The organism is Streptomyces sp. NPDC055400 (assembly GCF_053644375.1).
In genome coordinates, this window is record NZ_JBSHLM010000003.1 from 253,647 (window position 1) to 265,844 (window position 12,198).

Consider the following 12,198-nt stretch of genomic DNA (forward strand, 5'->3'; position numbering starts at 1 on the left):
CGTCACCCACACGTGTGGAAGTGGGCCTGTGCGCGCATGGGTCGTGGCGCATGGCGTCACCGCAGCGCGGCCGGGGTCCGCACCCCCACCCGGGTCCGGGTGACGACGAGTTGACCCTCCTGCGGATAGGCGTGCCAGGTGCGCCAGTGCACCTGGCCCTCCTGCCGGTGGGCGAGCAGTGCGGTGAAGGCGTGCGGGCTGCCGGGGAACACCCCGGCGAGGCCGTTGGGATGATCGGACACCAGCGCGATGAGTTCCTGGGCTCGGCCCGCGAACGAGCCCTCCGAGAGGGTCTCGACGTGTGCCGCGAACTCGTACTCCCAGTCGCCCATGCGCTTGGCGACGCCGAGCGGCAGCGGGGTGCTGCTGCCCGGGATACAGGCGACGGTCTCGGAGCAGGTGCCCCGCTCCTCCTCCAGGAGTACCTGGTGCGAGGCACCGAGGAGTCTCAACTGGAGCCGGGCACCGGCGAGTTCGAGATCGAGCGTGGCGAGCGCGGGCAGCGGCTCGCGGCCGAGAGCCCAGGCCAGGTCGTCCGCGCGCGTGTCGGTGTAGGCGGTGTTCAGGGTCGTGAGCATGGGTCGGCTCCGCTAACACACAAATGGAGGTGAGGCCGGCGCTGAGGGGGGAGGGCCGGCACGTGCCCACGCGAACGTACGAGGGCCGCTTTTGACGGTTAAGAGGGAATCATGAACGGTGGCGCCACCACAGCGTTTTTACCCAACTTCGCCGGGTTTCCATCCCCTCCGGGGACCCCACAGCTCAACTGTTCAACTTCTCCGGGCAACTTGCGTACGCTTCCCGCACAACGGACCGTTCCAGGCGCATATGGCGCCCTGTTCGTCGCTCGTTCCTCCGACTGACTCACACATACGTACGGCCCACGCGGACCGGCTGCCCCGTGTCAGCCGCCTCCCTGTGGGCCGTACGTGTCCTGGTGTCGCGGTCAGCTTCCGCCGCCGCACCCGCCCCCGCCGCCGCAGGAGGACCCGCCCCCGCAGGAACTTCCGCCCCCGCACGAGGATCCGCCGCCACAGGAGTGCCCGTGGTGTCCGCCGGAGCTGCCCGAGCTGCCGGACGAGCAGGAGTACCCGCTCGCCGCACCGCCGCCGCCGGCCCACCAGCTGCCGCTGGAGCGCCGCGACCGGCCCTTGCTCAGCGACGTCTTCCGCGCCTTGCCCGAGCCGCCCGCGGACGACACGGCCACGACGATGCCCACGATCACAAGCACAAAGATGATGGCTCCGATGATCACGGCCCCCACCTTCCTCTCATTCCCCCGAGAACGCCCCCGTCGGGCGTGATTCGGGGATTCCCGGGCCCGCGCCCCGTCAAAGCAGAGTTGAGGAACTCCAGAGGTTCGGCGCAGGATGGCGGCCATGACCTCCAGCGCGCGCCCCCTGCTCAACCGCCGTCTCGCCGAGTTCGGGACCACGATCTTCGCGGAGATGTCCGCGCTGGCCACGGCGACCGGCTCGATCAACCTCGGCCAGGGCTTCCCCGACACGGACGGCCCCGAGGAGATCCGCGAGGCGGCCGTGCGGGCGCTGCGCGACGGCCGCGGCAACCAGTACCCGCCGGGCCCCGGCGTCCCCGAGCTGCGCACCGCGATCGCCGCCCACCAGGAGCGCCGCTACGGCCTGTCCTTCGACCCGGACCGCGAGGTCCTCGTCACGGCCGGCGCCACCGAGGCCATCGCCGCCTCGCTGCTCGCCCTGGTGGAACCCGGCGACGAGGTCGTCGCGCTGGAGCCGTACTACGACTCGTACGCGGCGAGCATCGCGCTGGCGGGCGGCACCCGCGTCCCCGTCACCCTGCGCCCCGACGGTGGCGCCTTCCGGCTCGACCTGGACGAGCTGCGCGCCGCGGTCACCGACCGCACCCGCCTCCTGCTCATCAACACCCCGCACAACCCGACCGGCACCGTCCTCACCCGCGAGGAGCTCACCGCGATCGCGGCCCTCGCCGTCGAACGCGACCTCCTGGTGATCACCGACGAGGTGTACGAGCACCTGACGTTCGGCGACGCCGGGCACATCCCGCTCGCCACGCTCCCCGGCATGCGCGAGCGCACGGTGACCATCGGGTCGGCCGGCAAGACCTTTTCGTTCACGGGCTGGAAGGTCGGCTGGGTGACCGCGTCCCCCGAGCTGGTCACCGCGGTCCGCTCGGCGAAGCAGTTCCTCACCTACGTCGCGTCCGGCCCCTTCCAGTACGCGATCGCCGAGGCGCTCTCGCTGCCCGACTCGTACTACGACGCCTTCCGCGCCGACATGAGCGCCAAGCGCGACCTGCTCGCGGACGGTCTCGCGGCGGCGGGCTTCGAGGTGTTCCGGCCCGCGGGCACGTACTTCGTCACCACCGACATCCGCCCGCTCGGCGAGAGCGACGGCTTCGCGTTCTGCCGCGCGCTGCCCGAACGCGCGGGCGTCGTCGCCATCCCGAACGCGGTGTTCTACGACCACCGCGACGCGGGCGCCCCTTTCGTACGGTTCGCGTTCTGCAAGCGGATCGCCGTGCTCGAAGAAGCGGTCGACCGCCTCAAGAAGCTCGCCTGAGTCCGGCCGGGTCCCGCTTTCCGGGGAGTGACGCGATGCGCGCGTGATCCAAATGGGACGGTTGTGACCGTACCCACGCGCGGCTCTTCGTCATACCCTTGCTGGCTCGGGCAGCGACAGTACGACCGCTGCCGCGGGACGCGTGAGGGGGACACGTGGAAGTGGCTCGACCAACTGCGGACATCTATCCGGCGGACGCCACCCGGTGGCAGAACCGCTCCGACGGCCATGCCTGAGCGCCCGTCCCCGTACCCGGCCTTTCCCGCGAGCGAAGAGCAGCTCGTGGAGGCGCTGATGCGGGTGTCCGTCATGGAGGACCGGCTCAGCCGCAGGATGTGCGTCGAACGGGCGCTCCACCGGCTCGGACAGCGCCTGTCCGTGACCGAGTTCGGCGAGAAGAAGCCGCACATCGTCGAAATGGTCCGGGTGTTCGGCGCCGTGCCCCACGGCTGGCTCCGGCTGGTGGAGGCCGTCCGGTATCTGGCGGACGACGATCTGGCCTCGCTCCAGGCGTCCGCCCTCGTGGAGTCGCCGCTGCCGCCGGCCGGCGACCCGGCGCAGCGGGCCGCGCTCGACCCGCTCCTGAGCGGCCTCGACCGGGGTTCCGTGCCGGAGCTCGCCGACCTCTTCCGCCATGTGGCCGGGGACAGCTTCGGGCCGCTGCCGAGGACGACCAGCACGGCACGCGAGGCGTACGGGCTCCTGGAGCAGTGCAACGTTCCCCCGGACGGGATACCGAGGAGCGTGCGCTTCCTGCACGAACTGGCGTATCTGGTGGGCCCGGAGCGCGGCGACCCGCTCAGGGTCTGGCTCAGCAGCCACATCCGCTCCCTCGCCGACGCGGGAGTCGAGGGGCAGCGCCTGCTCGACGCCGTCCGCACCTCCACCGGGACCTGGCGCAGAGACCCCGGCCGTGAAGCCTTCCTGGTGATCCGGCTCCAGCCGTTGACCGAGTCACCCGACCGTGTCGCACTCACCTGCTGGACGAGCACCGGCAACGCCTGGGAGCCGCGCCAGCGGGACGACCGGGAACTGCGCCTGACGGAGGTGCCCGACTGGGTCGCCACCCTCGTCGACCGGGAGGAAGAGCGGCTGCGCAACCACCACGGCGGCATCGTCGTCGAGTTCATCCTCTCCCTGGCGATGGCGAACACACCGGTCGAGGACTGGACCCGGCCGACCCCCTTCGGGCCGCGGCAGCCCGGCCTCGGCCGATCGACCCCGTACACCCCTCCGCTGGGCATGGACTACAAGGTCGTCATACGCAGTCTGGAGCGGATGGAAGCACGCCAGGTGCACCGGGTGTGGAACGCGCGCTGGGAGGTGCTGAGGAGCGGGGGCGAGGCGCACGTACACCGGTGCGAAACCGGCGCCGGGTCCCAACAGCAGGCGCTCTACGCCAAGTTGAAGCGTAATCAGGCCATTGTGCTGATGACTCTGGGGTCGTCACCGGACGAGGAACACGGGCTCAGCGAGCTGACGCTCGGCCTCCAGGCGGGCCTGCCGGTGCTGCTCTGGGCTCACCAGGGACCGCTCGACGACAGCGAACACGCCGAACTCCACCGGGTCGCCGAAACGGGTGCCTGGGACGACCTGTTGGAGACAGTCACGCGCTTGCGCTTCTCTCCCGGAACACGCGACGATGGGACAGAGGGTTCCGTCGACTCTCGCATCGCTGTGCTGTGGGACGATCCGAGCCGCCTTCCCGAAGTACCGGAATCAGCGAGTTGAAGACTTCCAGTCCAACCAGGTGTCCGGGCTAAGGCGGTTGGGGAGTACGGACGTGCACCGACCGGGCACGAACCAGGGTGAGGGGGAACGGTCGATGGCCGACAGGGATCCGCACGTTCCGGCACAGGCCGGCGGCGCCGCGGCCGACCCCGGCGCATGGCGCATCTACCGAGGCACGGCGAGGCCCCGCGGCAAGGACCCCGTGTCCCGCGAGTTACCTCCGCCCCCGCCCTGGCGCCGCTTCACCGGCGGACCGCTGATCACCGGTCCGCCCCCGGGCGACGAGGACGAGTTCACCCGCCGCCTCGGCCCGCCGGACGGCCCCGTCGTCCGCAAGGCCTCCGAGCAGGAACTCGATCTGGTCAATGCCGCGCTGTTCCTGCGCAGGCCGCTGATCGTCGCGGGCCCTCCCGGCATCGGGAAGTCGAGCCTCGCCCACTGCATCAGCCGCGAACTCTCCCTCGGCCGCGTCCTGCGCTGGTCGATCACCAGCCGCAGCACCCTCAAAGAGGGCCTCTACGCCTACGACGCCATCGGCAGAGTGCAGGAAGCGGCCACCCGCGGCGCCCTGCGCGGCTCGGAACCCGGCGCCGGCCCCGGCGACCCGGCACCCGACCCGGACGGCCTGAACAACCTCGGCGACTACGTCCAGCTGGGCCCGCTGGGCACGGCGTTGCTGCCCCGCGAGATCCCCCGTGTCCTGCTCATCGACGAGTTCGACAAGTCCGACACGGACCTCGCGGGCGACCTGCTGAGCGTCTTCGAAGAGGGCGAGTTCCGCATCCCCGAGCTGGCCCGCGTGCGCTCCAGGCTCCCCGACGCCGAGGTGCACACGGACGACCCGGACGGCACGGCGGTCATCCACCACGGAGCGGTGCGCTGCGCCGCGTTCCCCGTCGTCGTGATCACGAGCAACGGCGAGCGCACGCTGCCGCCCGCCCTGCTGCGCCGCTGCCTCTATCTCGATCTCCCCGCGCCCGACGCGGGCCAGCTCGCCGCCATGCTGGCGGCGCAGCTCTCGCAGGACGACGAGGGGCGCACGGCGATGATCCGCGACTTCCTCGACCACGCGAGGACCGGCGGCTCGCTCGCCGCGGACCAGCTCCTCAACTCGGAGTTCCTGCGCACCACGCCCGCGGGCCCCGACCAGGGGTCCATGAGCACGCTGTTGCACGCGCTGTGGCGACGGCTCGACGAGGTCGGCACTGGATGAACCGGTCGCCCTCCCACGGCGGCGTGGCGGGTGACGGTATCGGGCCGGGTGCCGCATCGCTGGCCGAGGCGTCCCCGCAGCCGCACTGGTACGAGGCGGGCGAGGTCCTGTGGCTCGCCGCGCAGCGCTGGCTGCGGCTGAAGGACGCCCGGCGCGGCAGGCCACGGCCCGGCGCGCCGCCCGAGCTGCCCGAAGCGCCCGAAGAGGGGCGCCCGCGCCCCGAGGACGTGGACGCCCCCGTGCCGGAGCTCACGGAGGAACCCGTGGAGCAGCCGGCGCCCCCGCCCGGGCCGTCCGGACCGGCCCCGGACCCGGGCGACCATGTGGACTCGCTCCTCATGAGCCTCGGGAACGGGTTCGCCCTCGACCGGTCGCGGGAGATCGAGAAGGCGCTGAAGCCGCTGAAGCGGCGCATCGCCTCCCGGGGCCAGGTCTTCCTGGACGAGGAGGCCACCGCCGAGCTGCACGCCGAGACCGGCATGTGGCTGCCCCAGCTGGAGCCGGGCCAGGAACGCTGGCTGACCGTGACGCTCCTCGTGGACTCCGGCGACTCGATGCGGCTGTGGTCGCACACCGCGCAGCGCCTCGCCGAGACCCTGCACTGCTCCGGTGCCTTCCGCGACGTACGGACCGTGCGCTGGCAGGAGGACGGCGCGGGCTCCGAGGTCGCCGGCGACACCGACGGCCGGCATCTGGTCCTCGTCCTCACCGATCTGCACGCCGACCACTGGGGCGACGGCAGCGCCCGGCGCAGGCTCGCGCGGTGGGCCCGCACGATGCCCGTCGCGCTCGTCCATGTGCTGCCGGAGCACGTCTGGGCGAGGGCGGGCACGCAGACCAGCAGCCTGCTGCTGACCAGCCCGCGCCCCGCGTCCCCCAACAGCGCCTGGACCGCCGAGCCCGTGGGCCTGGTCCTGCCCACTGAGACCGACGGGCCCGGCGGCTTCGACGGGGTGCGGCTGCCGGTGGTGACGCTGACTCCCGAAGGGCTCGGCGGCCTCGCCCGCTTCCTCGCGCACGACGGCACGGGCGGTTACACGGTGCGCGTCCTGGACCGGACGCCCGGCGACGAGACGGCCGTCGCGCGCAGGCCCGCCGCCGCGCTGCCCGCCGACGTCCAGGTCAAGACCGTGCGGGCCCAGCTCTCCCCCACCGCCTACCACCTGGCCCGCCTCTCCGCGGCCGTCCCGCTCAACCTCGACGTGCTGCGCCTGCTCCAGGAAGGGCTGATCCCCGGGGCGCGGAACTGGCACGTGGCGGAGCTGCTCCTGAGCGGCCTGCTGCGGCGCACGGAGGCGGAGCCGGGCGAGGCCGCCGGGCCGGGCGTCGAGCTCGAATTCGACGACGGCGTGCGGCGGGAGCTGCTCTCGGACGGGACGCGCGGCGAGACGGCCCGCGCGCTGATGCTCGCCTTGGACCATTTGGCGGTCGCCGTACCGGCGTACGGGGAAGGCGTCGCCCTTCTGCGCGAGCCGGATCGCGCGCGGAGTGTCCCCATGGAAGGTTTACGGCCATGGATTTCGTCTATTCTGCCCGCATTCGCGGCCATGGCAGGACCGCACGCCACCGCCGCCCGGGAACTTGAGGCACGCCTCGACGAACCTCCACCCCGGGTGACCACAACCTCCGGAGAACACAGTCAGTTAGGCGATGGGGCCGAGCCCACCGCCCCGGAAGACAACGGCAACGAAGGAAGGGTCGAAGTAGTGAGCGGCTTGCAGTCCACCCAGGCCGGGGCAAGGGGTGACGCGCTGCAGAAGCCGCCCCCCGTCTGGGGCAACGTCCCTCCCCGAAACCGTGCCTTCACCGGTCGCGTCCAGCTCCTGGACGACCTGCACCGCAGGCTCCAGGAGGGGACCACGGCGGTGCTCCCCGAGGCGCTCCAGGGCATGGGCGGCGTCGGGAAGTCCCAGCTCGCGGTCGAATACGTGTACCGGCATCTGCACGAGTACCAGATCGTGTGGTGGATCCCCGCCGAACAGCCGCAGCAGATCCGGCAGTTCCTCGTCCAGCTGGCGGCCCGGCTCGGTCTGAACGTCGGCAGCGGCGAGGCGAACACGGCGGTGCCGGCCGTCATCGAGGCCCTGCGCGTCGGCGAGCCCTTCAAGAACTGGCTCCTCATCTTCGACAACGCGGAGGACCCGGAGTCCGTAAGAGAGTTCTTCCCGACCAACGGTCCCGGCCGCATCCTCGTCACCTCACGGAACTCGCAGTGGGCCTCGTCGGCGCGTCCCCTGGAGGTCGACGTGTTCACCCGCGAGGAAAGCCGTTCGCTGCTCCAGATGAGGGCACCGAGCCTGGACAACGCGACCGCGGACCGGCTCGCCGAGACCCTGGGCGACCTGCCGCTGGGCATCGAGCAGGCCGCCGTATGGCTGGCCGAGACGGGCATGCCCGCGGACGAATACCTGCGCATGTTCGAGCAGCAGGCCAACGAGCTGATGGTCAGCGAACCGCCCGTGGACTATCCGCTGTCCGTCGCCGCCGCCTGGAACGTGTCCCTGGACCGGCTGCGCAAGCACCACCCCGCGGCTCTTCAGCTCCTGCAGATGTGCGCCTTCTTCGCGCCCGAGCCGATCTCCCGGCGCCTGCTCACCGGCGTCCGCGACGCCCCCGTGCCCCCGGAGCTCAGCGCGGCACTCAGCGACCCGATCCGGCTCAGCCGCGCCATCCGCGAGATCAACCGGTACGCACTGGCGCGCATCAACCACGAGACCAACACCATCCAGCTGCACCGACTGGTCCAGCGCGTCCTCATCAACCAGATGACGGAGCCGCTGAAGTCGCAGATGCGCGCCGGCGCGCACCGGCTGCTCGCCAAGGACGACGCCGGCGAGCCCGACAAGTCCCACCGGTGGCAGCAGTACGGCGACCTGCTGCCGCACGTCCTCAACAGCAGGGCCGTCGAGTCGACGGACCCGTGGGTGAGGAATCTCGTCCTGAACGAGATCCTGTACATGTACTACTGGGGCGACCACCAGGGATCCCTCGACCTGGCCAGGGAGACGTACACCACCTGGCGCGAGGCCGACGGGGACACCGCCGAGCACGTACTCAACGCGGCCCGGATCTACACGAACTCCCTGCGCATCCTGGGCCGCTACTCGGAGGCGTACGAACTCGACCAGCGGACGCTGGCCGGGATGACCCAGGTCCTCGGCCCCGAGCACGAGTCGACGATCGACATCACCAGCATGCTCGCCTGGGACCTGCGGCTGCGCGGCGACTTCCAGGCGGCCCTCGACCTCGACAGGCACGCCTTCGAGACCTGCGAGCGCCTCTTCGGGCCCAACGACCCCTCCACCCTCCTCAGCGCCCACCGGCACGCGCTGAACCTGCGGTTCATCGGGCACTTCCGGGCGGCGCTCGCGCTCGACCGCATGACGCACAGCCGCAAGGTCGCCGAGCTCGGCGAGAACGCGGTGTCGACGCTGTCGACCATGGCGGCGGTGACAATCGACCTTCAGGAGGGCGGCGAGTACCTGGCCGCCCGCGACCAGGCGCGCGACGTCGAGGAGCGCTTCCGCAACACCGTCGGCGACAGCCACCCGAACACGATCTCCGCGATGCGGATCCGGTCGGTGGCCGAACGGCGCGCCGGCCAGCACGCCGTGGCCCTGGAGCTGTCCGGCCGGTCCCTCGTCATGTTCCGGACCCGCTACGGCGACCTGTACCCGCAGACGGTGAACGCGGTCGCCTCGCACGCCATCGACGTACGGCACAGCGGCGACCTCGCCCGCGCACTCGAACTCGGGCAGGAGGGGTACGAGGGGTACGAGGCGCTGCTCGGCGCGCGGCATCCGCACTCCGTGGCGGCACGCGTCAACCACGCGATCTGTCTGCGCCTGGCCGGGCGGACCGAGGAGGCCCGCGCGAGCGACGTGGACTCGCGGGCGCAGCTGATCGAGCTGATCGGCGAGGACCACCCCAACACCCTTTCCTGCACCTCGAATCTCGCGGCCGACCTGTTCGAGCTCGGCGAGATGCAGGCGTCGGCGGACCTCGCCACGAGGGGGCTCGACCTGTGCCGCACCCACCTCGGCGAGGACCACCCCATCACCCTCGCCACGGCCCTCAACCTCTCGCTCGGACTGCGGCAGCTGCGGCGTGACGACGAGGCGGACGAGCTGTACGCGGACACGGCCGAGCGCTACGCACGCACCCTCGGCGAGGACCACCCGGCAACGGCGGCGGCCGCGGACGGCAGGCCCGCGAACTGCGACATCGACCCGCTGCTGATGTGACGTCGACCGCTGTCCCGCACTGACCCCGTCCGGGATCCTTCCGGGCGGGGTCAGTGCTGTGGCACGTCCGTCGCGGTCTGCGCGGTGAGTCCGGGGATCCGCGCGGTCCAGCGGGCCAGTTCCAGCGGGTCGGGCGTCTGCGCGCCGCGGGCCCGCGCGTCCAGGGCGAGTGCCCGCACCAGCTCGGGCCGGTGCAGCAGGGCCGTGGCCGGGGCGTCCTCGCCGGACGCCTCCAGGGCGAGGCCGAGGCCGACCCAGGCCGGGCGGGTCCCGGGGGCACCGGCCAGGACGGCGCGGTAGCGGTCGACGGCCCGCGCCGCGTTAGCCGGCCCGCCGCGCAGGAGGCACATGTCCGCCTCCAGGAGGTCCGGGGACCGGTCCACCCCGGAGAGCCGGGCTTGCGTGTCCGGGGTGAACGTTCCTGCGTCGGCGAGGTGCAACCGCCGCATCTCACAGCGGAGTTCGGGCAGGCGCGGCGGCGGGTCCGTGCGCAGCCGGGACAGCGGGACGGTCGCGTCCCCGCCGGGGCCGCCGCCGAGCCGGTGGTCGGTGAGCAGGCGGGTGGCGGCCGGGTCGGGCGCGAGATTGTGGCTGCACCACGTGGCGCGCAGATCGGCGAGTTCGGCTTCCGCCGGGGCGAGGGCCTCGGCCGGCACCTCCTCGTCGGCCCACGGGGCGGCCTGGCGCGCCATCCCGTCGACGAAGCGGCGGCCCCACGGGGTGAGCCCGGGCTGGGCGGACAGCGTGCGCAGGGCGATGGCCACCGCTTCGCGCCACACGGCGAACTCGAAGTGCGCGAGGGCGGCCCGGGGTCCGGTCAGGGCGTGCCGTTCGGAGCGCCAGAAGGCGGCGACGCCGGTGAACGCGTACGTGCCGTGCAGCAGGCCCCACGGCGGGCGCGGGTCGCTGCGCCAGGGCGCGTAGAGCAGCGTGTCCTGCCGTGGTCCGCGTGCCGCCCTGTCGACGAGCTGGATCTGGTGGCTCAGGGCGTTGAGCACGGAGTGCCGTGACTCGTGGACGAGGGTGACGGCGAAGTCGACGGCGTCGCGCGGCAGGGAGACCAGCGCGCTCCCGAACGCCTCGGCGTACGAGGCGCTGGAGGCGCGGAAGCGGGGCGCGCCCGGCAGGGGCACGAGCGAGCCGAGGACGAGCGGCACCGTGCGGGCCGCGTCCGGGTGGCGGGCCCCGAGAAGGCGTGCCGCGTCGTGCAGATGCCGCTGCCAGGTGTCGGCCTCCGCGTCGGTGAGCGGGGCCGGGGGCGGCCAGGGGGACCGGAAGTCGCGGTAGGGGTCGGCGTCGTCCAGGAGGACGCCGGGGCCCGGCTCGCGCGGGGTCGTCCAGCTCAGCAGGCGCGCGGGGTGCCAGCCGGGGGCGGGCAGGTGCGGTGCGGCGGGCAGTTCGAGGGCGTGCGGGCCGAGCGTGACGCGGGCCGTGCCGCGCCCATCCGTCTCCACCGTGGCGACGTCGTGGCCGCGCGGGTCGTCGTCCAGTACGGCGTGCCCCACCGTCGGCAGGATCACCCTGCCCGCGCGGGCGGGTACGCGGACGCGCGCGGCAAGTCCCGCCCGCAGCGCGGCCGCCGCGGCGAGCGCGTGCGCGTAGCCCGCCTCACGCCACAACGGGGGCTCGTCGGGCCCGGGCTCGGCACCCTTGCGCAGCCGCCCGAGCAGGCGGACCGCCCAGACCCCGACCGGCGGATGCCCGAGCACGCTCGCCACGGCCCGCGGATCGTGGGCCTCCGCGCGGGCCAGCAGGTCGAAGGCGTGCGCCAGCGGGGGCAGCGGCCCTTCGCCCTCGTCCGTCCCGCGTTCCGCTTCCGCGGCGGCCAGGGCCCGCAGCATGAGCATGCGCCGGCTGCGCTCCGCCGCCGCGATACGGGTCGCGGTGGGTGCGGTGACGCGGCCGGTGGCGATGGCCTCCAGGTCGGCGACCGGCACATGGTGCCGTGTCAGCACGGCAGGGCGGGCCGGTCGGGCGCGTCAGGTCCGTCGCATGGGGACAGCGGGCCGGACAGCACGGGCGGCCCGTGTTCGTGCCGTGGCTCCTGAGGGGCCGTGCCGCCGTGCTGTTCCGCGCCGAAGTGCGGACTGCCCTCCCCGCCGGCCACGACCTGCCCGACGGCGTCCTCGGTCAAATGCTCGAGCAGCGCGTTCTGCGCCGCCGCCACCAACGGGTCCCTCAGTGCCATGGCCTCCTGAAGGCCCCAACGGCTGAGATCGACAAGTCCGGTCTCGATGTCAGTCGTAGAAGTCCTCACGTCAAACTTCCCCCTGTCGGCTCCCGCTCGCGGCCCCGCGGCGCAGACCCACCTCCTTCCCATAGTGGCCCGTGGTCAGCCGCGCCGAAAGGGGCCCCGGTGGCCATCAAGGCTTGAATTGTTCGATTCATGGCCGGGGGAGACGGCATCCGGTGCCGCGGGCGGCCGTTGGCCAGGTGCTCAACTGGCGTGCCC

8 protein-coding genes are annotated in these 12,198 nt (G+C 72.6%); 4 read left to right on the forward strand and 4 right to left on the reverse strand.

What is annotated here, in order from left to right; genetic code table 11:
* Window positions 1-56: 56 nt before the first annotated feature.
* Entirely contained in the window at window positions 57-578 is a 522-nt protein-coding gene (locus tag ACWIGU_RS09290; protein ID WP_454399027.1) for a DUF2617 family protein, read from the reverse strand.
* Between the two features lie 368 nt (window positions 579-946).
* Window positions 947-1,255, reverse strand: a complete 309-nt coding sequence (locus ACWIGU_RS09295) for a hypothetical protein (RefSeq protein WP_454399029.1) — start codon at window positions 1,253-1,255, stop codon at window positions 947-949.
* Window positions 1,256-1,370: 115 nt separating this feature from the next.
* Here ACWIGU_RS09295 and ACWIGU_RS09300 point away from each other — a divergent pair, with 115 nt between their 5' ends.
* From ACWIGU_RS09300 to fxsT, 4 genes are all read left to right on the forward strand, one after another.
* Entirely contained in the window at window positions 1,371-2,558 is a 1,188-nt protein-coding gene (locus tag ACWIGU_RS09300) for a pyridoxal phosphate-dependent aminotransferase (protein WP_454399030.1), read from the forward strand.
* 228 nt (window positions 2,559-2,786) lie between these two features.
* Entirely contained in the window at window positions 2,787-4,289 is a 1,503-nt protein-coding gene (locus ACWIGU_RS09305; RefSeq protein ID WP_454399032.1) for a VMAP-C domain-containing protein, read from the forward strand.
* Window positions 4,290-4,383: 94 nt separating this feature from the next.
* Window positions 4,384-5,502, forward strand: coding sequence for an AAA family ATPase (locus ACWIGU_RS09310; protein ID WP_454399034.1), 1,119 nt, complete (start codon window positions 4,384-4,386; stop codon window positions 5,500-5,502).
* Window positions 5,499-9,746, forward strand: coding sequence for an FxSxx-COOH system tetratricopeptide repeat protein (gene fxsT / locus ACWIGU_RS09315; RefSeq protein WP_454399036.1), 4,248 nt, complete (start codon window positions 5,499-5,501; stop codon window positions 9,744-9,746). Before ACWIGU_RS09310 ends, fxsT begins: the two co-directional genes overlap by 4 nt.
* Window positions 9,747-9,796: 50 nt before the next feature.
* On the opposite strand, the gene ACWIGU_RS09320 is transcribed toward fxsT, so the two are convergent.
* Together ACWIGU_RS09320 and ACWIGU_RS09325 are read right to left on the reverse strand one after the other, a co-directional pair.
* Window positions 9,797-11,701 carry an HEXXH motif domain-containing protein gene (locus ACWIGU_RS09320; RefSeq protein WP_454399038.1) on the reverse strand — a complete coding sequence of 635 codons (1,905 nt, stop codon included), beginning with the start codon at window positions 11,699-11,701 and terminating at the stop codon, window positions 9,797-9,799.
* Window positions 11,695-11,934: a hypothetical protein gene (locus ACWIGU_RS09325; RefSeq protein WP_356276614.1), complete on the reverse strand. Its 240-nt coding sequence runs from the start codon at window positions 11,932-11,934 to the stop codon at window positions 11,695-11,697. The genes ACWIGU_RS09320 and ACWIGU_RS09325 overlap by 7 nt, the downstream gene beginning before the upstream one ends.
* Window positions 11,935-12,198 lie beyond the last annotated feature (264 nt).